21 protein-coding genes are annotated in these 20,481 nt (G+C 65.1%); 9 read left to right on the top strand and 12 right to left on the bottom strand.

All coding sequences use genetic code 11. From position 1 onward, the window contains the following. Positions 1 to 40: 40 nt before the first annotated feature. Positions 41 to 3,631 carry an ABC transporter permease/M1 family aminopeptidase gene (locus AB7849_RS07445; protein ID WP_037101972.1) on the bottom strand — a complete coding sequence of 1,197 codons (3,591 nt, stop codon included), beginning with the start codon at positions 3,629 to 3,631 and terminating at the stop codon, positions 41 to 43. 106 nt (positions 3,632 to 3,737) lie between these two features. Next, entirely contained in the window at positions 3,738 to 4,622 is an 885-nt protein-coding gene (locus AB7849_RS07450; RefSeq protein WP_369500778.1) for an ABC transporter ATP-binding protein, read from the bottom strand. Positions 4,623 to 4,853: 231 nt separating this feature from the next. Here AB7849_RS07450 and aceF point away from each other — a divergent pair, with 231 nt between their 5' ends. The 3 genes from aceF to lpdA are packed head-to-tail and all read left to right on the top strand — an operon-like array spanning position 4,854 to position 9,216. Continuing rightward, the gene (gene aceF / locus AB7849_RS07455; RefSeq protein WP_369500779.1) at positions 4,854 to 6,218 is read left to right on the top strand and encodes a dihydrolipoyllysine-residue acetyltransferase; all 1,365 of its coding nucleotides are present in this window, start codon (positions 4,854 to 4,856) and stop codon (positions 6,216 to 6,218) included. Between the two features lie 55 nt (positions 6,219 to 6,273). Next, complete coding sequence (locus AB7849_RS07460; protein WP_202799620.1) at positions 6,274 to 7,311, top strand: mechanosensitive ion channel family protein; 1,038 nt, start codon at positions 6,274 to 6,276, stop codon at positions 7,309 to 7,311. A gap of 27 nt (positions 7,312 to 7,338) precedes the next feature. Then, the gene (lpdA, locus tag AB7849_RS07465; RefSeq protein ID WP_092703653.1) at positions 7,339 to 9,216 is read left to right on the top strand and encodes a dihydrolipoyl dehydrogenase; all 1,878 of its coding nucleotides are present in this window, start codon (positions 7,339 to 7,341) and stop codon (positions 9,214 to 9,216) included. Between the two features lie 302 nt (positions 9,217 to 9,518). Here lpdA and AB7849_RS07470 read toward each other — a convergent pair whose 3' ends face one another. Together AB7849_RS07470 and AB7849_RS07475 are read right to left on the bottom strand one after the other, a co-directional pair. After that, entirely contained in the window at positions 9,519 to 9,992 is a 474-nt protein-coding gene (locus AB7849_RS07470; protein ID WP_008209079.1) for a hypothetical protein, read from the bottom strand. Next, positions 9,989 to 10,564 carry an RNA polymerase sigma factor gene (locus tag AB7849_RS07475; protein WP_037098711.1) on the bottom strand — a complete coding sequence of 192 codons (576 nt, stop codon included), beginning with the start codon at positions 10,562 to 10,564 and terminating at the stop codon, positions 9,989 to 9,991. The genes AB7849_RS07470 and AB7849_RS07475 overlap by 4 nt, the downstream gene beginning before the upstream one ends. 121 nt (positions 10,565 to 10,685) lie before the next feature. Between AB7849_RS07475 and AB7849_RS07480 the strand changes: the two genes are divergently transcribed. Beyond that, the gene (locus AB7849_RS07480) at positions 10,686 to 11,012 is read left to right on the top strand and encodes a DUF6249 domain-containing protein (protein WP_008209075.1); all 327 of its coding nucleotides are present in this window, start codon (positions 10,686 to 10,688) and stop codon (positions 11,010 to 11,012) included. A 70-nt stretch (positions 11,013 to 11,082) separates the two neighbouring features. On the opposite strand, the gene AB7849_RS07485 is transcribed toward AB7849_RS07480, so the two are convergent. Next, on the bottom strand, positions 11,083 to 11,508 hold the full coding sequence (locus AB7849_RS07485) for an organic hydroperoxide resistance protein (RefSeq protein ID WP_008209074.1): 426 nt from the start codon (positions 11,506 to 11,508) through the stop codon (positions 11,083 to 11,085). 140 nt (positions 11,509 to 11,648) lie between these two features. Further along, positions 11,649 to 12,110: a MarR family winged helix-turn-helix transcriptional regulator gene (locus tag AB7849_RS07490; RefSeq protein ID WP_008209072.1), complete on the bottom strand. Its 462-nt coding sequence runs from the start codon at positions 12,108 to 12,110 to the stop codon at positions 11,649 to 11,651. A gap of 150 nt (positions 12,111 to 12,260) precedes the next feature. On the opposite strand from AB7849_RS07490, the gene AB7849_RS07495 reads away from it, so the two are divergent. Further along, positions 12,261 to 12,890, top strand: coding sequence for a trimeric intracellular cation channel family protein (locus AB7849_RS07495; protein ID WP_008209071.1), 630 nt, complete (start codon positions 12,261 to 12,263; stop codon positions 12,888 to 12,890). 124 nt (positions 12,891 to 13,014) lie between these two features. Here AB7849_RS07495 and AB7849_RS07500 read toward each other — a convergent pair whose 3' ends face one another. After that, positions 13,015 to 13,224 (bottom strand): cold-shock protein, encoded by a 210-nt coding sequence (locus tag AB7849_RS07500; RefSeq protein ID WP_008209068.1) that lies wholly within the window; start codon positions 13,222 to 13,224, stop codon positions 13,015 to 13,017. A gap of 429 nt (positions 13,225 to 13,653) precedes the next feature. Next, positions 13,654 to 14,742: a DNA polymerase IV gene (gene dinB, locus AB7849_RS07505; RefSeq protein ID WP_369500781.1), complete on the bottom strand. Its 1,089-nt coding sequence runs from the start codon at positions 14,740 to 14,742 to the stop codon at positions 13,654 to 13,656. Between the two features lie 304 nt (positions 14,743 to 15,046). Between dinB and AB7849_RS07510 the strand changes: the two genes are divergently transcribed. From AB7849_RS07510 to AB7849_RS07520, 3 genes are all read left to right on the top strand, one after another. Further along, positions 15,047 to 15,802, top strand: coding sequence for a COG4280 domain-containing protein (locus AB7849_RS07510; RefSeq protein ID WP_369500782.1), 756 nt, complete (start codon positions 15,047 to 15,049; stop codon positions 15,800 to 15,802). Continuing rightward, positions 15,799 to 16,008: a hypothetical protein gene (locus AB7849_RS07515; protein WP_008208143.1), complete on the top strand. Its 210-nt coding sequence runs from the start codon at positions 15,799 to 15,801 to the stop codon at positions 16,006 to 16,008. Before AB7849_RS07510 ends, AB7849_RS07515 begins: the two co-directional genes overlap by 4 nt. An 80-nt stretch (positions 16,009 to 16,088) precedes the next feature. Next, on the top strand, positions 16,089 to 16,793 hold the full coding sequence (locus tag AB7849_RS07520; RefSeq protein ID WP_008208145.1) for a DUF6624 domain-containing protein: 705 nt from the start codon (positions 16,089 to 16,091) through the stop codon (positions 16,791 to 16,793). Positions 16,794 to 16,804: 11 nt separating this feature from the next. Here the strand turns inward: AB7849_RS07520 and AB7849_RS07525 are convergent, their stop codons facing one another. The 4 genes from AB7849_RS07525 to AB7849_RS07540 form a co-directional block, all read right to left on the bottom strand. Further along, complete coding sequence (locus AB7849_RS07525; protein WP_008208147.1) at positions 16,805 to 17,158, bottom strand: hypothetical protein; 354 nt, start codon at positions 17,156 to 17,158, stop codon at positions 16,805 to 16,807. Beyond that, positions 17,151 to 17,648: an RNA polymerase sigma factor gene (locus AB7849_RS07530; RefSeq protein ID WP_008208148.1), complete on the bottom strand. Its 498-nt coding sequence runs from the start codon at positions 17,646 to 17,648 to the stop codon at positions 17,151 to 17,153. Before AB7849_RS07530 ends, AB7849_RS07525 begins: the two co-directional genes overlap by 8 nt. Before the next feature lie 9 nt (positions 17,649 to 17,657). Next, a complete protein-coding gene (locus tag AB7849_RS07535; protein WP_008208151.1) occupies positions 17,658 to 18,413 on the bottom strand; it encodes a hypothetical protein in 756 nt (251 codons plus the stop codon). Between the two features lie 81 nt (positions 18,414 to 18,494). After that, entirely contained in the window at positions 18,495 to 18,815 is a 321-nt protein-coding gene (locus AB7849_RS07540) for a hypothetical protein (RefSeq protein ID WP_008208153.1), read from the bottom strand. Between the two features lie 114 nt (positions 18,816 to 18,929). On the opposite strand from AB7849_RS07540, the gene AB7849_RS07545 reads away from it, so the two are divergent. Next, positions 18,930 to 20,255, top strand: coding sequence for an APC family permease (locus tag AB7849_RS07545; RefSeq protein ID WP_008208154.1), 1,326 nt, complete (start codon positions 18,930 to 18,932; stop codon positions 20,253 to 20,255). The last annotated feature ends 226 nt before the right edge of the window (positions 20,256 to 20,481 follow it).

Here is a 20,481-nt window from a genome sequence, read left to right on the forward strand (position 1 = left end):
TTCCCGCAGGCGGTGATCGCGGCCTGCGGGAAACAAACAGCTATTGCAGCGTCACCGCGCGGCGGTTGTCACTGGAGACCTTGTCGATCAGCTCGTTGTACGGATCGATGCCGGCAGTGGCGGGCTTGCCGTCAACGGTGACGGTGATCGTGCTGTCGCCCTCGGCCAGGTTGCGCTTGGCCAGGTACAGCGGCTTGCCGTCCTTGCCCGCGCCAGGCGAGGCGGCAAATACGCCGATCTCGATCGGGATGTTCGGCGCGGCTTTCGTCTCCTTGCCCTTGCCGTCCGCATAGACCATGCCGGCGTGCACCTTCATGGTCACCTGGTACTTGCCGTCCGGCAGCTTCTTCGCGGTGGCGTCGGTGATGCGGTTGTCGAACAGGGTGATCTTCCAGAAGAAGTCGTCCAGCATCGGCTGCCACTTCGGCCCCAGCGCCTTGGACAGCGCATCCATGAATTCCTGCGAGTCGGTGTACGGTGGTTGCTGGAAGCCCTTGTCGAGCAGGAACTGCTTCAGCATCGCGTCCAGCTTGTCCTCGCCGACGTAATCCTGCAGCGCGTAGAACACCAGCGAGCCCTTGCGGTAGTGGATGTACGGCTGGTTCTCCACTTTCGCCAGCGGTTCCTCGGCCACTTTTTCATTGGCGCGGCCGGCGAGGTAGGAATCCAGTTCGTACTTGAGGAACTTGCGCATCTGGTCGGCGCCGTACTTGTGCTTCATCACCATCAGCGAGGAGTACTGCGCCAGCGATTCGCTGAGCATGGTCGAGCCCTGCATGTTGGCGCCGATCACCCGGTGCGCCCACCACTGGTGCGCGATCTCGTGCGCGGTAACGTCGTAGACGTAGTCGAGGTGGCTCTTGTCGCGCAGGTCGGCAATGAAACCGATCGCCTCGGAGAACGGAATGGTATTGGCGAACGATTGCGCGAACGCGGCGTAGTCCGGAAATTCCAGGATGCGCAGCTGCTTGAACTGGTACGGCGTGTAGTGACTGTCGTAGTAGTCCAGCGAATCCTTCGCGCTCTCGATCATCCGGTCCACGTTCCAGGCGTGCGCCGGGTTGTAGTAGACCGAGATGTCCACGCCCTTCCAGTCCACGCTTTTCACCGTATAGCGGGCAGAAAGATAGGCGAAGAAGTTCAGCATCGGCTGCTGCATCACGTAATGGAAGTAATTGCGGCCGTTGGCCGCCCATTTCTTCTGCAGCGTACCGGGCGCCAGCGCGATCTGGTCGGCGGCGGTGGACACCGTGGTGTCGAAGCTGATCCAGTCGGCATCGTTGCTGATGTAGGTATTGGCACGAGCTTTCTGGTCGCCCAGCGGCGGCATGCGCGGCACGTCGAGCTTCAGGCCGTACTTGCGGCGATCGTTGCGGTCGGTGAGCTGGTACTTGGTCTGGTAGCCGAACTGCGGCAGCAGGCTGTTGTTGAAGAAGGTGCCGTTGTGGACGAGGAAGGTTTCGCCGGTTCCGTTGGTGAAGCCCTTCGGCGCGTAGTCGATGTCGAAGTCGAACGGCATCGAGGCCCCGGGCGCCAGCGGTGTCTTCAGCGTATAGATCGCCACGCCCAGACGCTTGTCGAAGCTGGCGGTGGCATGCGGGGCGAAGTGCAGCGATGCGGGCACGAAATCGTTGGTGTAGTTCACCAGCAGTTTCGTGACCGGCACGTCGTGCTTGTTGACCAGGGTGTAGTGCGCGTGGATGCGCAGGCGGCGCTTGTACGGATAGATGTCCACGTCGGCCTTGACCGCAGTGATGCGCGGTTGCGGCAGGTCGGCATATTTCGCGTACTGCTTTTCGTAATCGGCTTGTTCGCGTTTCTGCGCCGTGCTGTTCTCGTAATGGTTGAGCACGTTGGTGTTGTAGAAGATCCAGCCACCGAGGCCGAGGAAGGCCAGTAGCGCCACGGCCAACAGCGCAGCCAGCGGTGGCCGCGCACGCACGCGGGCCTCATGCAACCGGTCACGCCACGATTGACCGGTGCCGCGCACCCACAGCAGTGCCGACAGCACCAGCAACGCCACGGCGAGACAGCCCCAATAGGCGTCGAACCACAGCGCGCCGACGATGAAATGGCCGAAGCCGTTCATGTCCGAATACGGCACGCCGGGTGTGCTGCCGTAGTTGTACAGGTTGTGCTCCCAGTGCAGCAGGCTGAAGCCCAACGTGCTGGCCACTACCCAAATGATGTTCAGCAGATAGCCGAAAAATTTGTTGTTGCTCGCCACCTGCAGGAACAGCGCCAGCACCGCCATCAACACGAACGGGATCGCATTCAGTGCCAGCATGCCCAGATACAGGCCTGGCTCCAGATGGGTATAGCCATGCGCCAGCTGCCAGCCCATGCCCAGCACTGCGCCGATCAGCAGCATCAGCACGATGATCGCCAGCAGTGCGCCCAGCTTGGACAACAGTGACACCCAGTCCGGCACCGGGAACGCGTCGCTCACCTCGGCCGATTGGTGCGTACGCTCGCGCCAGACCAGTTCGCCGGCATAGAAGATCACGATGATGATCAGCGGCAGGGTGAAACTGCCGTTGATCGCGCCGAGCACGTGGTGGGTGACCGGCCATACCGGCGTGCCGTAGACCAGCCCGGACGAGATCAGTGCCACGATCATCACCACCAGCGACAGCACCAGCAGTACCAGGAATGCCGCGCCGCGCAGTACGCCCCTGGTGTCGAACATGAACTGCGTGCGTAACTGGATCAGGCGTGCACGCCAGTCGTGGTGAAGCGTGGTGTGGGGCAGGGCAAGTGCAGCCGAGCCGGCCTGCGGACGCAGCATGGGCGGTTCGGCGCGCTTCTTGCGACGCGGCAATTGCAGCCCCTCGCGGTTGGGGCGGAACAGCACGAACGAGGCGACCAGCATCAGCACCGACACGCCCAGCCACAGCAGCCGGTTGAACAGCAGCACGCCATGCAGCGTCGGCAGCAGGTGGTTGGCCTGGTCGGGCGACCAGTAGCGAGTGACGATGGCCAGGGTGCGGGTGCCGAACGGATCGAGCATCGCCGCGATGACATGGTTGTTGACGTCGCGGCTCAGGTAGCCGGCCACGCCATGCAGCACGAAGTAGGCAATCACGCCCACGTAGCTGGCCAGCAGCGAACGCGTGGCGGTGGCCAGCAGGAACAGCAGCGCGGCGATGAACAACATGTTCGGCAGCACCATCACGCCGAAGCCCCAGGCATAGCCACGCCAGTCGGCCGTGCCGAGCCGACTGGCGTCGACCCATGGCATCGAGCCGCCCAGTGCCAGCCCCAGCGCGCACACCACCAGGATCAGCAGCAGGATCAGGTAGCCGGCGGCGAAGCGGCCGCCAAGATAGGCGCCGCGGCTCATGGGCGTGGCGAACAGCAGCTCCGCAGTGCGCTGCTCGAAATCGCGGATTGCGGTGTTCGCCACGAACACCACCACCAGCAGGATGCTGAGCGCGGCGAAGGCATTAAGCAGGCGCGCGATCACCAGCGGTGCATTGCGCAGCACATTGCCGCTGGCGCCGCCCATGACGGTGACGGCGTCGGTGCTGGTGACGGTGAAGGCCAGCCCGGCGAAGGCCGCCAGGATGATCCAGAACAGCGGTGCCCTCAGCTGCTGGCGCCATTCGAAGCGGAAGATCTCGAAGAACATGCGGTGATCCTGTCTGGTGTAGGAGCGCAGCCTGTGCGCGATGCTCTGCGTCACGCCGAAGGAAAGCTCGCGCACAGGGTGCGCTCCCACGAAAGTGCAAGTGGCGTCAGGCGGCCCGGGCGGTGGCCTGCGCACGCAGGCGGCCGAAGTAGACGTCTTCCAGATCGGGGGCGACCGGCTCGAAACCTTCCTCGGGGCGGCTGTCGGCCAATACGTGCAGCAGGGTGCGTCCGCCGGACAGCCGGGTGGACAGGATGTTCATGCGGGCGCGATAGCTGTCCAGCTCGGCCTTGTCGATGCTGCGGCGCCAGACCCGGCCATCCAGCGAGCGGATCGCTTCGTGCGGCTCGCCGGCCAGCAGCACCTGGCCCTGGCCGATGATCGCCATGTGCGAGCACAGGTCGGTGACGTCTTCCACGATATGGGTGGACAGGATCACCACCACGCGTTCGCCGATTTCCGCCAGCAGGTTGAGGAAGCGGTTGCGCTCTTCCGGATCGAGGCCGGCAGTGGGTTCGTCCACGATCACCAGCTTCGGATCGCCGATCAGCGCCTGGGCGATGCCGAAGCGCTGGCGCATGCCACCGGAATAGGTGCCCAGCTTGCGCTTGCGCACATCCCACAGGTTCACCTGGCGCAGCAGCACTTCGATCAACTCACGCCGCTCGTCCTTCGCGGTAACGCCCTTGAGCACGGCGAAGTGGTTGAGCATCGCCTCGGCCGACACCTTCGGGTACACGCCGAATTCCTGCGGCAGGTAGCCAAGAAGGCGACGGGTGGCCTGCTTGTCGGCCAGCAGATCAACGCCATCCAGCGCGATCGTGCCGGCGTCCGGATCCTGCAGGGTGGCGATGGTGCGCATCAGCGACGATTTGCCCGCGCCGTTAGGGCCGAGCAGGCCGAACATGCCGTTGGGGATGTCGAGCGTGACGCTGCGCAGCGCCTTCACGCCGTTGGCGTAAGTCTTGGACAAATCGCGAATGGCCAGCATGGGTTCCCTCCGGCGCCGCCCCGCGCAGCGCTTGCAGGCATCAGACTAAGGTATGAGGGGGTGCGCGTGTACGGGCCCAAGGTCATGCATCCGCACGTTTCGGCCGGTTTGCATACGTATGCGGATGGACGATTTGGACGTCCGGAATCGCCCGCAGCGGGGCCATGTTCGTTATCATTGAAGCCTTGCGACCGCCATCCCCCGCGGTCCCACTGATCCGCAGGAGAACCCATGGCCGACCTCAAAGAAGTCCACGTACCCGATATCGGCGGTCACGACAACGTGCCGGTGATCGAGGTATTGATCAAGCCCGGCGACCGTGTGGAGAAGGATCAGAGCCTGATCACGCTGGAATCGGACAAGGCCACCATGGAGGTGCCCGCACCGTTTGCCGGCACCGTGAAGGAAGTGAAGCTGAAGGTGGGTGACGAAGTGTCCGAGGGCGCGGTGATCGCGCAGGTCGAGGCCGACGGTGCCGACGCCTCGGCTTCGAAGGCCGAAGCCCCGGCTGCAGCGCCCGCTCCGGCACCCGCGCCCGCGCCCGCGCCGACGCCGGCACCTGCTGCCGCTCCGGCAGCCGCGCCCGCCCCGGCGGCGGATGCCGCGAAGTCCGCCGCCCCGGCCCCTACCGCCGCGCCGAGCCCGCGTCCACCGCTGGACGCCACCATCGTCATGCCGGGCGATGCGCCCTACGCCAGCCCGGCGGTGCGTGCGTTTGCGCGCGAACTGGGCGTGGACATTGCCCAGATCAAGGGCAGCGGTCGCAGTGGTCGCATCCAGCGTGAAGATGTGTCCGGCTACGTGAAGCACGCGCTGGCGTCCGGTGCCCGTCCGGGCAACGCGCCGGTGGCTGGCGGCAACGGCCTCAGCCTGCTGCCGTGGCCGAAGGTCGACTTCAGCAAGTTCGGCGAGATCGAGGAAAAGCCGCTTTCGCGCATCCAGAAGATCTCCGGCGCCAACCTGGCGCGCAACTGGGCGATGATCCCCCACGTTACCCAGCACGAAGACGCCGACATCACCGAGCTGGAAGCCTTCCGCAAGAAGCTTGGCGAAGAGAACAAGGAACTCAAGATCACCCCGCTGGTGTTCCAGATGAAGGCGGTGGTGGCGGCGCTGAAGGAGTATCCGCAGTTCAACGCCTCGCTGGACGAAACCGGCGAGAAGCTGATCCTGAAGAAGTACTTCCATGTCGGCATCGCGGTGGACACGCCTGATGGCCTGGTGGTGCCGGTGATCCGCGACGTGGACAAGAAGGGCCTGCTCGACCTGGCCCGCGAGCTGGGCGAAATTTCGAAGAAGGCGCGCGACAAGAAGCTTGGCCCGGCCGAGATGTCCGGTGGCTGCTTCTCGATCAGTTCGCTGGGCGGCATCGGCGGCACCGCGTTCACGCCCATCGTCAACGCGCCGGAAGTGGCCATCCTCGGCGTCTCCAAGGCGGCGATGAAGCCGGTCTGGAATGGCAAGGAATTCGCGCCGCGGTTGATGTTGCCGCTGTCGCTGTCCTATGACCATCGCGTGATCGACGGCGCGCTGGCCGCACGTTTCGCGGTGTTCGTCGCCAAGCAGCTCGGCGACATCCGCCGCCTGCTGCTGTAACACCGACCCGGTGCTGGTGCCTGCTTCAGCAATGCGTGTCGGCCTGGCGCCGGCCATGGCCGCGCCCATGGCCATCCCGCCGGGCATGAAGCAGGCGCAAACGTGGACGGATCTCGGATTCACCCTGGGCGAAGTCAACGTGACAGTCGGCTCCGCCTTGTGCGGCGTGTTGCTGTTCGCGCTGTTCTTGGCAGGCACTGCGCTGCTGCGGCGTCTGTTGCGACGTTACGGCGAGCGGCACGAGCACATCAGCCCGTCCAACCTGTACACGGTCGAGCGCCTGCTGCAATACCTGCTGCTCACGGTCGGCCTGTTGTGGGCGCTGGACGTGGTGGGCATCCCGGTGGCGAAGATGGGTGTGTTCGCCGGGGCCTTGGGCGTGGGCCTCGGCTTCGGCCTGCAGGCGATCTTCAACAACTTCGTTTCCGGCCTGATCCTGTTGTTCGACCGCAGCCTGAAGGTGGGCGACTTCGTCGAACTGGCCTCTGGCGTGCATGGGCATGTGCGGGAAATCCGCATCCGCGCCACCCTGGTCAGCACCAACGACGATATCGACATCCTGGTGCCGAACTCCGAATTCGTCACCGGCCAGGTGGTCAACTGGACGCTGCGCGAGGTGGCGCGGCGCCAGAAGATTCCGTTCCGCGTTCCGTATGGCACCGACAAGGAACGGGTCAAGGCGGCCGCGCTGGAGGCCGCCGCCGCGGTGCCGTTCACGTTGACCATGGATGGGCCGCGCCAGCCGCAGGTGTGGCTGACCGATTTCGGCGAATCCTCCTTTCATTTTTCGCTGGTGGTCTGGCTCAATGCCGAAGCCACGCGACGCGTCGGTGCAGTCAGTGCCGCGTACAACTGGGCCTTGCACAGCGCACTGGAAAAGTATGGCATCCAGATTCCGTTCCCGCAGCGCGACGTGCATGTGCACAGCTGGGTCGGCCCTGGCGGTGCCGAGGATTCCGGCACCACCGAGCCGCGCGCGCAAGGCCAGCACGAGAGCGGAAACGACGCCGTGCGGGATGTTCGCCGCGACATTGCCGAAAGCGCCAGCCAGCACCCGAAACCCACCACTCCCCAAGATCCGGACGCCCGCTGACGTCCCGCAACACGAAGGAAACACATCATGGCCAACACCATCGAAATCAAGATTCCGGATATCGGCGGCCACGACAACGTGCCGGTGATCGAAGTGCTGGTGAAGGCCGGCGACACGGTGAGCAAGGACCAGAGCCTGATCACCCTGGAATCGGACAAGGCGACCATGGAGATTCCCTCCAGCGCCGACGGCGTGATCAAGGAGCTGAAGCTCAAGGTCGGCGACGAGGTGTCCGAAGGCACGGTGATTGCCGTGCTCGAGACCGACGCCAGCGGAGCCGACACAGCCTCTCCTTCTCCCCAGCGGGGAGAGGGCCAGGGTGAGGGGGCGAGCTCGCCGCAGTCTGGCGACGAAGCGAAAGCGGCTGGCAACTCTGCCGCGAGCACCCGCCCCTCACCTCAATCCCCTTCGACCAGCTCAGGGCAGGGCTCTCCCCAGCGGGGAGAGGAGGCGAAGGCGCCGCAAGCGGCAGCTTCTACCGGGAAGGCGGCCGACATCGAGTGCAAGCTGGTGGTGCTGGGTTCCGGCCCCGGCGGCTACTCCGCCGCCTTCCGCGCCGCCGACCTGGGCGTGGATACCGTGCTGGTGGAACGCTACGCCACCATCGGCGGCGTCTGCCTCAACGTGGGCTGCATCCCGTCCAAGGCGCTGCTGCATGCCGCCGCGGTGATCGACGAGGCCGAGGCCATCGGTGCCCACGGCATCAGCTTCGGCAAGCCGAAGATCGATATCGACAAGCTGCGCGAGTTCAAGACCAAGGTGGTGGGCCAGCTCACCGGCGGCCTGGCCGGCATGGCCAAGCAGCGCAAGGTGCGCATCGTGCAGGGCACCGGCAGCTTCGTCTCGGCGAATGAAATGGAAGTGGAGACGGCCGACGGCAAGAAACTGATCCGCTTCGAGAACGCCATCATCGCCGCCGGTTCGCAGGCGGTGCGCCTGCCGATGTTCCCGTGGGACGATGAGCGCGTGATGGATTCCACCGGCGCGCTGGAACTGAAGGACGTGCCGAAGAAGCTGCTGGTCGTCGGCGGCGGCATCATCGGGCTGGAAATGGCCACGGTGTACGCCGGCCTGGGCAGCGAAGTGACCGTGGTCGAGTTCATGGACCAGCTCATCCCCGGTGCCGACGCCGACCTGGTCAAGCCGCTGGCCAAGCGCATCGGCGGCAAGCTCAAGGGCATCCACCTGAAGACCAAGGTGGTCTCGGCCAAGGCCACCAAGAAGGGCATCGAGGTCGGCTACGAGGGCGACAGCATTCCCGATACCACCGTGTTCGATCGCGTGCTGGTGGCGGTGGGCCGTTCGCCCAACGGCAACAAGATCGGTGCGGACAAGGCCGGCGTGGCGGTGACCGAACGCGGCTTCATCAACGTCGATACGCAGCTGCGCACCAACGTGCCGCACATCTTCGCCATCGGCGACATCGTCGGCCAGCCGATGCTGGCGCACAAGGCTACCCACGAGGCGCATGTGGCGGCCGAAGTGGTGGCTGGCGGCAAGAGCCATTTCGACGCGCGGGTGATTCCGTCCGTGGCCTACACCAATCCGGAAGTGTCCTGGGTCGGCGTGACCGAGCGCGAGGCGAAGGAAAAGGGCCTCAAGGTCGGCGTGGGCAAGTTCCCGTGGGCGGCTTCCGGTCGCGCCATCGGCATCGACCGCACCGAAGGCTTCACCAAGCTGATCTTCGATGAGGAAACCCATCGCATCGTGGGCGCCGGCATCGTCGGCGTGAACGCCGGCGAGCTGATCTCCGAACTGGCGTTGGCGATCGAGATGGGTGCCGAGGCCGCCGACATCGCGTTGACCGTGCACCCGCATCCCACCCTGGGTGAATCGGTGGGCATGGCCGCCGAAGTCTACGAAGGCACCATCACCGACCTGTACATGCCGAAGAAGAAAAAGTAAGGCGGCACTGCATTGGAATACGAAGCCCGGGTTCGCCCGGGCTTTTTTTGTGCCTGTGCTTTCGCACCAGAAAGGACGCCCCCTGCGTGCACGGGAGGAGGCGAGCGGGCGGGGATTGCGGCGGCTTGCTACCGCCGAAGGCCGCGGCCATTTGCACGCAGGGGGCTTGGGTTATGACGTTTGTGCCGTCGCTTTTTGAAAGATCGCCGCCAAGTGCGCTTGCAGGCGGCTGTGCCCGTGGCCTGTATGGATGGCGACGTCATGGTTGCTCGCGGTTTGCCGGCTCGTCCGATCCGAGTGAATCAGGCCAGCGGGTGCGCTTGCCCGCGCGGCTTCAGTTTTCCCAGCAGCCAGGAAAGCCCCAGACAGCCGGCGAAGGCCAGTGGCCAGCGGATGGCCTGTGGATCCAGCGCCGGCAGCGCGATGCGCAGGGTGGACAGCCAGTCCAGGTGGTAAAGGACGGTGGTCGCGGCACCGGCGATGACGAAGATGCCGATCACGCAGGTGAACAAGGTGGCTTCAAGACGGCGCTCGCGGGGCGTTTCCGCGGAGACGGCATGGGGCGCCACCTGCGCGGCCATCTGTTGCGCAAAGTCGGCGGGCAACGCCTCGGCTGGTGGCTGGCGCAGGGCGCGGGTGATCAGGCGGTAGCGCTGCACGCGGGCGTCGTCGCGGTTCGCATCGAGGCCGAACCGTTCGGCCCGCATCGCGCGTTCCTGTGCCTGCCACTCGCGTTCGCTGGCGTGGTCATCGAAGGGAGGGGTGTCGTGGTTCATGCTGCAACTCCTGTGCGGGTTTCGAGTGCGTCGCGCAGGCGCAGTCGAGACCGGAACAAGTGGCTCTTGATGGTGCCACTGGCCAGGCCAGTGATGTCGACGATGTCCGGAATCGTCATTTCCTCAAGGTAATACAGCGTCAGCACGGTGCGTTGCAAACGCGGCAGCGCCTCGATCGCTTCATGCAGGTGCCGCGATGTTTCCGCGTTCGCGCAGGCGGCTTCCAGGTCGAAGCCGTCGCTGACGCTTTCCACCAGCGGGGTGCCTTCGTCATCGGCATTTTCCACCAGCGGGATGCGTTTGCGCTGCAGGTGACGCAGCGCGATGGAATAGGCCACGCGGCCGATCCAGGATTTCAGCGCGCATTCGCCCCGATACTGGTGCAGGCATTGGTGCACGCGCAGGAAGGTGTCCTGGCACAGCTCGCGGGCATCTTCGGGATTGCGAACCATGCGCAGGATCAGGTGCCAGCACAGCCGCTGATGCTCGTGCACAAGACGCTCGAACGCGCCCGGCCGGTTGGCCAGCACGGCATCGACCAGTTCGCGGTCTGGGTGGCGAATGTCATCCATGACCGGATGGATACGTGCGCGCGCACAACGGTTGCACGCACGCAACTGCAACCGTTGCGCGCCGACTGGTATCCATGTTCCCGAAGCTCGCCATTTCCATCCTTACCGCCAGGAGCAACCCATGAACATGGCCATACTGATTCCGATGGTGCTGTTTGTCTGCATCGCTTATTCCATCAAGGTCTGCATTGACGCGATGGTGCGCAAGCGCATGGTCAGCGCGGGCGGCTCGCCCGAGCTGATCGACGCGATGCTGCGCGACGAGGAGCAGCGCCGGCGCCATTCCTCGCTGCGCTGGGGCATCGTGCTGCTGTCGCTGGCCCTGGGTTTTGGCCTGATCCAGTGGTTCGGCTGGACCGAGGTCACGCCGGGCCTGATCGCGGTGCTGGCTGGCGCTACCGGCCTGGGCAACCTGGTGTTTTTCGCGATCTCGCGTCGCCTGGGTTGAGCTGTTCTCGCTGTAAAAAGGCCCGGGGTCGAACCCGGGCCTTTTTGTCGTGCGGATGTCCGTGGCGGGTTCAAACCACGGTGAGCGTCACGTCGATGTTGCCGCGGGTGGCGTTGGAGTAGGGGCACACGATGTGTGCCTTCTGCACCAGCGCCTCGGCTTCGGCGCGGTCCAGGCCGGGCAGGTGGATCTTCAGTTCGACCTCGATGCCGAAGCCGGTGGGGATCGGGCCGATGCCCACGTTGCCTTCGATGCTGGTATCGGCCGGCAGGCTGCGCTTCTGCTGGCCGGCGACATACTTGAGTGCGCCGAGGAAGCAGGCCGAGTAGCCGGCGGCAAACAGCTGTTCCGGATTGGTGCCGGTGTCGCCAGCGCCGCCGAGTTCCTTCGGGGTGGTCAGCTTGACGTCGAGTACGCCATCCGAAGAGGTGGCGTGGCCGTCACGGCCGCCGGTGGCCTTGGCATGGGCGCGGTAGAGAACGTTTTCGATGGACATGGGTGTGACCTCATGGGGTGGGTGACCGGGCGGGTGGTCGCGAATTCGGGAGTGCCCGGCGTGGCTCCGTCAGTTAAGTTGTTCAGTATTAAATAGTGCGATAAGTAAAAGTGAAAAGCGGTTGCGCGTGATGGCCATGATCAGAGGGCATTGGCCAGCCGGGTGCGCAGCTGGTCCAGGTCCTGCTTGAGGGTTTGCAGCTCGTCCGGCGCGCAGCCGACGGCGCAAAGGACACCCTCCGGCACGGCGGCGGCCCGCTTTTTCAGCGCGCGGCCTTCGGCGGTCAGGCTGATCACCACCTGGCGTTCGTCGGCGGTCGAGCGCACGCGATCGAGCAGGCCATTGGCCTGCAGGCGCTTGAGCAATGGCGTGAGCGTGGCGGAGTCCAGGTGCAGGCGCTCGCCGATGTCGGAGACGGTGAGCTCGTCGCGCTCCCACAGCACCAGCATCACCAGGTACTGCGGATAGGTGAGTTCCAGCGTGGCGAGCAGCTTGCGATAGACCTTGCCCATCGCCAGGTTCGCCGCATACAGCGCGAAGCACAGTTGCTGGTCGAGCAGCAGGTGCGAGGTACCGGTAGTGGAGGCGTGCCGAGCGTTCATGTGGCGAATATATATAGTGCACTATTTGATTGCAAGCAAATTATGCGTGTCGACGGCAACACATTCGGCAAGCCGTGAGCGCGCGAGCAAAAACTGGTTCAATGGCAGCCTTCGCCGCGCCGTCGGCATGTCCGCGAGCGATCTGGTTGCATGAATGAGCACCTGCTGTTCAACCTGGTCGACCTGGCCGGTACGTTTGCCTTCGCCATCAGCGGTGCCACTGCCGCGCGACGGGAAGGGCTGGATCTCTTCGGCATCCTTGTCATTGCCTACGTCACGGCGTGTGGCGGCGGCATTGCGCGCGACCTGTGCATCGGGGCGGTGCCGCCGGCCGGTCTGTCCGAGTGGCGCTACCTGCTGACCGCGGTGGTCGCTGCGCTGGCCACCATCGTGGCCTACCGTCAGGTGGAGCGGCTGGACCATCCGGTGCGCCTGTTCGACGCGATGGGACTGGGCCTGTTCGCGGTGTACGGTGCGCACAAGGCGCTGTTGGCCACCGGCAATGTCGAAGTGGCGATCATCCTGGGCATGGTGACCGCGATTGGCGGCGGCCTGGCGCGCGACATGTTGTTGGCCCGTGTGCCGGTGGTGCTGCAGCGGGAGATTTATGCGTCGGCCGCCTTCGCTGGCGCGGCTTTGGCCGTACTCGGCGAGCGTGTCGGGTGGCCTGTCCTGTGGGCGACCTGGCTGCCGATCCTGCTGTGTTTCACGTTGCGCTTCGTGTCCTTGCGCTTTGGCTGGAATCTTCCCCGTTTCGGCGGATCGTCCAGCGAGAGCTGAGCGCGGGTGCCCGGCGCCTTGGCACGAGGTAGCGGGGACGGCGTGGCGTGAGCCGCCAGGCTTGAACGCCAGGCATGAAAAAGCCCGCCGAAGCGGGCTTCTCCAAAACACCTTGGAAGGAGGCTTACGCCACCTGCACCTGGTCGGCCTGCAGGCCCTTCGGGCCCTTGACGACGACGAAGGTGACCTTCTGGCCTTCCTGCAGCGACTTGAAGCCGTTGCCCTGGATGGCACGGAAGTGGACGAACAAGTCGTCACCACTTTCCGGGCTGATGAAGCCGAAGCCCTTGGCATCGTTGAACCACTTGACTGTACCGCTCTGACGATCCGACATAACACGTAACCTTTGAAACATGGATGATTTACGGCTTGGAGTGAGGCGAACTCGCCGTAAGGGTGCGCAGTGCATCCGGAGTTGCCTCAAGCGCTGCCTCGCCAGCATAACCCACAATTCACGTGCGTGCGCGTGCTGGAGATAACCGGCTTGTCGGGGCGGCCCCGAATGAGGGATGGCGGGGGTGGCCGGGGCTGGCTCGGCAGGGGGCCATGCAGTGCGAATCCGGTCGATGAAAACGGCCTGGAATGAGTCGTGGCAACGGTTTCCAGCCGATGTGGAGGCGTGGGCGCGCGCGGCCGGATGTGCCATGGCAAGGTGCCTGGCGGCGGGTGATCGGTGTCTTCCCGGCGTCCCTCGCCGGGCGAAATCCTTGCGCGGTCCCGGCTTTTGGGTCGAAAAAGTAGCCGGCGGCGTGGTCGCGGGGGCTCAGCGGGGGTCGAACAGGTCGCGCTGGGCGGCATAGCTGTCGGCCTCGACAAAGCCGGACACCCCCACCCCGACCAGCCGATAACGGGTATTCGCCGGACGTTCCACGCGGTCGCGCAGGGCGCAGGCGATGTCGGCCAGCTCGCGCGCGGAGGCGGGTCGCAGCGTCGGCGTGAGGCTGCGGGTCAGGGTATGGAAGTCCGAGGTCTTCAGCTTCAGCACCACCGTGCGCGCCACCCGGCCGCCTTCCACCTCGCGCTGATGGCCGGCCCAGGCTTTTTCGGCGAGGCGGCGGATGTGCGGTTCGAGTTCATCCAACGGCAGGTCGTTCTCGAACGTATCCTCGGCGGAGACTTGCAGGGTGGGGCGATCCGGCTGCACCGGGTGTTCGTCGATGCCCAGCGACAACTCGTGCAGGCGCCGGCCCCAGCGGCCGAAGCGTTGTTCCATTTCTTCCGCCGGCACCGTGCGCAGCTCGCCCACGGTGATAACGCCCAGCGCAGCCAGCCGCCCTTCCATCACCTTGCCCACGCCCGGCAGGCGCGCGACGGAGAGCGGGGTGAGGAAATCCATCACCTCGCGCGGGCGCACCACGAACAGGCCGTCCGGCTTGCGGAAATCCGAGGCGATCTTGGCCAGGAACTTGTTCGGCGCCACCCCGGCCGAGGCGGTAAGCCGGGTTTCCGCGCGAATCGCGGCGCGGATCGCCTCGGCCGTGGCGGTGGCCGAGGGCAGGCCGGTCTTGGCGGCGGTGACGTCGAGATAGGCCTCGTCCAGCGACAGCGGCTCGACCAGGTCGGTGTGCTCCGCAAAGATCGCACGGATCTGCCGCGACACCGCCTTGTAACGCCCGAAATCCGGCGGCACGAAGATCGCCTGCGGGCATAGCCGCTCGGCCCGCACCGCCGGCATCGCCGAGCGCACCCCGAACGTGCGCGCCTCGTAACTGGCCGCGCACACCACCGAACGCGCGCCACGCCACGCCACCACCACCGGCTTGCCGCGCAGCGAGGGATCGTCGCGCTGCTCCACCGACGCGTAGAACGCGTCCATGTCGACATGCAGAATCTTGCGGGGTGGGGCGGTCACGCTTCGCCGGGAGATCGGTGGGATGTCGTCGATTCTAGGAGCGTGGGCGACAGAAATCTTCCGGGCTGCAAAAGTGTCTGCGTGGTCCATATTTGACCAGCTTCGCTGTTATGAAGCGCTTCGTCGCTTCTTGGCCCATAGAACCACTATGGGCCGGCGAATCGTCGAAAATCTGTCCTCACGCAGCCACTTTTTCGCCTCGAAAGTTTCTACCGCCCACGCTCCTAGACGGTTCGCTGCCACGCCGTTCGCCAGCGCGTATGCTCGGAACCTGTCGCCTGCTTGCCTGCCGAGGTTTCCATCCATGCCGATCGATTGGGCTCATGCCGGGGCCACGCTGCTGGCCGCGTTCCTTGCTTCGCTGGTGGAATGCGTGGAGGCGCTGACCGTGGTGCTGGCGGTCGGGGTGACGCGCGGCTGGCGCAGCGCGGTGACCGGTAGCGCGTTGGCCGTGCTGGTACTGCTGCTGATCGTGGCGTTGCTGGGTTCGGCGCTGACCCGGGTGCCGCTGGGCGACATCCAGTTGCTGGTTGGCGCGTTGTTGCTGCTGTTCGGCATGCGCTGGCTGCGCAAGGCCATCCTGCGCGCGGCCGGCGTGTTGGCCTTGCACGACGAGGCGGCCATCTACACGCGCCAGACGCAGGCGTTGCAAGGCTCGGTGGTGGCGACGCAGGGTTGGGACCGACTGGCCTTCACGACCGCATTCAAGATCTGCATGCTCGAGGGGCTTGAAGTGGTGTTCATCGTGATCGCGATCAGCGCCGGCCGGCCCGGCCTGTGGCTGCCGGCCAGCGCGGGCGCGGTGGCAGCCCTGCTGGTGGTGATCGTGCTGGGAGCGGTGGTGCATCGCCCGCTGGCGCGGGTGCCGGAGAACACCTTGAAATTCGTCGTCGGCGTCCTGCTGTGTGCGTTCGGTACGTTCTGGGTGGGCGAGGGCATGGGGGACGCGTGGCCCGGTGGCGACGTCGCGATCCTTGCCCTGATCCCTGCCTACCTGGTCGCGGCCATGTTTGCCGTGCGCGGCTGCCGTCGTGCCGCCATCCATGGAGCGTCGGCATGATGCGCTGGCTGCGGACCATCATCAGTGAACTGTGGGGCCTGTTCGTCGATGACGGCCGCTATGCGCTCAGCATCGTGGCATGGCTGCTGCTGGCATGGCTGGCGTTGCCGTTGCTTCGCCTCGGCGGTGGTTGGAACGCGATCATCCTGTGCGTCGGACTGCTCGCCATCCTGCTCGAAAGCGCATGGCGCCGCGCGCGGCGATGAGTGCCTGCTTGACCGAATGAAACCGATCGCGGATCTTCAGGTCGAACCCGCACGAATCGGCAAATCAAGGGAGATGGACAATGCACAAGGTGTGGCTATGGGGATTGGCGGGGCTGCTGGCGGGAACGGTAGCCGTGGCACATGCGGCCGACAGCGACGACGCGCAAATGGCGCGGCAGTGTCCGCACCTGGCGACCTGGATTCAGGCGAAGAAAGCCGAAGTGGCTGCCCAGCGCAAGGCGCATCCACCAACCCAACCCGTTGAACCAGCCCTGCGCGCCGAATTGCTGAAGATGAGCGATGCGGACCAGAAAGTGCGCAACGCCCTGATTGCCGCGGGCACTCAGAACCAGGCTGCGATCAAGGCCATGCTGGCCGTCGATGCCCATAACCTTCCCCGTATCAAGCAGATTGACACGAAGCAGGGCTTTCCCACCCGTGCCCAAGTGGGGCGAGATGGTGTGGAGGCGGCGTGGCTGCTGGTGCAGCATGCCGACAGCGATCCGGTCTTCCAGGCACATGTGTTGGCCGAACTGCAGCCGCGCGTGCGAGATGGCGGCATCAGTGCGCAGGAATACACCTTGTTGACCGACCGTGTACTGGTCGCGCAACACAAGCCGCAGCGCTACGGCACCCAGTTCAAGGTGGTGAAGGGAAAGCTGCAGGCCGACCCGATGGAGAACCCGGCCCATGTGGACAAGCGCCGCCTTGCCATCGGTCTGCCATCGATGGCCGATTACGAATGCGCGCTACGCACGTACTACCACCTGCCGGCGAAGCCCTGAGCGGCGTGCGTTCAATGCTTCGCGGCAGGCGGCGGGTTTGTCTGCACCAGGTAGATCCGCACATTGGCCTGCCCGCTGGGTAGCGCAAGCACGGCGCCGTTGATGACCCGGATGCCATTGGCCTGCGGTGCCATGGCTTCGCGCAACGCACGCGTCAGCGCGGCCGTGCGTTGCTGGCGTTGCACGACACCGGGCAGCCAGAGGCTGACCAGCAGAATCATGGCGCAGGCGCCAGCGGTGGCGGGCAGCCAATGCAGCACACGCGGACCGGTTCGCGTGTGTCGCCCCTGCAGGCTGTGCTGCAGTCGTGCCAAGCCGCCGGGCGGCGGTTCGAGATCGGGCAGCAGGTGTTCGAGTTCACGCATCGATGGCTTCTCCCAGCAAGGCTTTCAACCGTTCCATGGCGTGGTGCTTGCGCGAGGCGACGGTGCCGGCGGGAATGCCCAGCACCTTGGCGATTTCCGCCCCGCGCAGGCCGCTGAATTCGGCCAGCAGCAGCACGTCGCGCGAGGTCGATGGCAGTTCGCGCATGGCCAGGCGCAGGCGGCGTGTGGCGAGAAAGTCTTCCGTGTCGGTGGCGTCATGCGCCATGGCGTCGACTTCGTCCAGCGGGGCCTGCCGCCACAGGCGCCGCCAGCGCAGCCGGTTCCGTGACAGGTTTAGCGCGGTGGTCCAGATCAACGCGTCGAGCGTATCCTCGTCCACCTTTGCACGTCGCTCCCACACCCGCATGAACGCATCGTGGATCACGTCCTGGCAATCCTGCGCCTGCCATAGCTGGCGGTAGAGCACGTTGTACAGCGGCCGTTCCAGTCGCCGATAGCTGGCCTGCAGCGCATCCTCGCGCAGCGTCATGCAGAAGGCTCAGGCTTTCGCGGGCAAGCGGTCCACCTGCACGACCAGCAGGCGCATGGCGGGTTTGTTGGCGCAAGTAGCTGCGCTTGTATTCGTGGGTGGCTGCGGGCAGGCGCCGGGGGCTTGTGCCAGCACAATGTATTGACCGAACGTGGCATCGATGTGGGTGTCGAGTTTGCCCAGGCCGTGCCCGCCGTTGTCCTCGTAGCTGAGTCGCAATCGGGCCGTGTTGCCGGCGATCGTTTCGATGTGGAAGTAGAAGCTGCGGGTGTACGGGCCGTCGGCAGTGACCAGCGAGCCATTCTCGCTGCTGGTGCCTACGAGGGCAGCGGCTTGGTCAAGGTGAAAATGCAGTGGCCCCACGGTCTGCCGCAGCGACGAGAGGCTGCCGACGAGATCCTTCAACGCGGGATCGTCACTGCCAGCGCCGGATTGGCCATCGACAACCCAGAAATGCACACCTACCTGCACGGGCGCTGCCTGTTTTTCTGCAGCGTTGTCCAGCGACTCCATCGCCTTGCCGATGGAGGTCTGCGCATCACGGGGGGCATACACCAGCAACTTGCCCGGCCCGGCAGTGGAAACACTGGCCTTGTCGCGTAATGCAGAGCTCAGCGCTTTATTCACTTCGTCAGTCTTGGCTGGCGGCACGTTGTAGACCTTCAACTGCATTGCCGCAGAGGTGTTGCCAGTCGCGGGCGCATGGCAGGCCACCAGTACCAGAAGCAGCGCTGATCCGGCAATGAGTTGGAATATCTGTTTCATGCGATTCCCTCGCGGCAAGCCAGATGGCTGCCTTCCTGACTATATACACACCAGCACGGATTTCTTTCACCACGCGTGATCTCAGCCGGCGTCTTCCCACTTCACATCGATCGCATCGCCATCCATCACCCCCCAGTAGCGCGTGCCCAGCCGCACCCAGGCAGTGCGGATGCGGTGGGTGGATTCGTCGTACAGCGAGACGTGGTAGACGACCTGGTATCTGGAGGTGGTGAACATCATCGACAGCGGCAGGAACATGCCGCGCCTGGCGTGCAGGATGCGGAACCGGTTGGCCTGAGCCCAGTCGTAAAGCAGCGCCTTGGCATTTACGTAGTGGCGGTAGCTGAGGTAGCCGGCGGCTACGAACAGCAATCCCATCAGGACCACCGTGGCGTGGTTCATCAGCGTGGTTTCCTTAGTTGGCCCCTGCGGCCGGAACGACCGAGTACGCAGCATAGCGCCCGTCGGTACTCGGGGGACTGGCCGAAACCGCCCGCGCCATGCCAAGGTTGCGGGATGACGACCGAAACCAGTTCCACTTCGTACCTGCGCCGCCTCGGGGTGTGGGATGGCGCGATGATCGTGATCGGCGGCGTGATCGGCGCCGGCATCTTCCGCACGCCGGCCACGGTGGCCGAACGCACGTCCTCGGGCCTGCCGCTGCTGGCGTTGTGGGTGCTGGGCGGTCTGCTTACCTTGACCGGGGTGCTGTGTTACGCGGAGCTGGGTTCTCGGCGGCCGCAGGCGGGCGGCATCTATCTGTATCTGCGCGAGGCCTTCGGCACGCTGCCGGCGTTCCTGTTCGGCTGGACGATGGCGCTGATCAATTACCCCGGCAGCGTGGCGGCAGTGGCCACCACCTTTGCCGACTACTTCTGCAAGGCGGTCGACCTGCCGTTGCTGTGGGTGAAGCCGGTGGCGGTGGGGGCGATCATCTTCATCGTCGGCGTGAACCTGTTCGGCATCCGCGCCGGCGCGCTGATGCAGAACGTCTTTGCGGTGCTGAAGCTGACCGCGATCGCGTTGCTGGTGGTGGTGGGACTGGTGCTGGCGCATGGTCATCTGGGCGGCGTGCTGGCCACGGATGCCATTCATCCGGCAACCCGCGGCGCCTTCGTGGGCGCCTTGCTGCCGGTGCTGTTCACCTACGGCGGCTTCCATTACCTGAATGACATGGCCGGCGAAGTGCGCGATCCGCAACGCACCTTGCCGCGTGCGTTGACGCTGGGCATGGTCGGCGTGGTGGTGGCTTACGTGCTGGCCAACATCGCTTACCTGGTCGGATTGGGCCACGCCGGGCTGGCCGCGAGCCAGGCACCGGCGGCGGACCTGATGCACCGGCTGTTCGGCACGCCCGGCGCGAAGGTGATGGCCATCGGCATTGCCTGCTCCACCTTCGGTTATTGCAGCATCGCCATCGCCGGTGGCGCGCGCGTGCTGCAGACCATGGGCGCGGACGGCATGCTGTTTCGCGCGGTGGGTTACATCGAACCGCGCACGCGTGCGCCGCAGGTGGCATTGGCGCTGCTGGGCGCGTGGACGGTGGTGCTTACGTTATGGGGCAACTTCGGCCAGTTGGTGGACTACACCACGGTGGGCGAATGGCTCGGCCATGTGTTCGGCATCGGCACGCTGTTCTGGTATCGCTGGAAATTCGTTGACGAACCGGCGCCGTATCGCGTGCCGCTGTTCCCGCTGCTGCCGCTGGTGTTCGTGGTGACCGTGCTGGGCGTGATTACTGCCACCGTGATCGAGACACCGGGGGATGCGGGGATGAGTCTGGTGATCATCGCGTTGGGGGTGCCGGTGTATTGGGTTTGGCGGCGCTGGCAGCGTCGCTGACAAGGGGCCCAGCGGGCTTGGTCGCGAGATTGCCAAGCTGTGGCGAGTGTTTTTGGATAGGTTGGCATGGTCGCCAGATGGCTCGCCTGCGGCGGGCTTTCGCTGTCCTGCCGGCCAGCGAGCCACCTTTCTTTGCGGGCCCAAAGAAAGGTGACCCAAAGAAATGGCCTGTGGAACCCGCCGACCCTACAAGCCTTGTCGCTTGAGGGGTTTTGGAACAGACGCG

It is taken from the genome of Rhodanobacter sp. FW021-MT20, assembly GCF_041107475.1.
Lineage (GTDB): Bacteria > Pseudomonadota > Gammaproteobacteria > Xanthomonadales > Rhodanobacteraceae > Rhodanobacter_A > Rhodanobacter_A glycinis.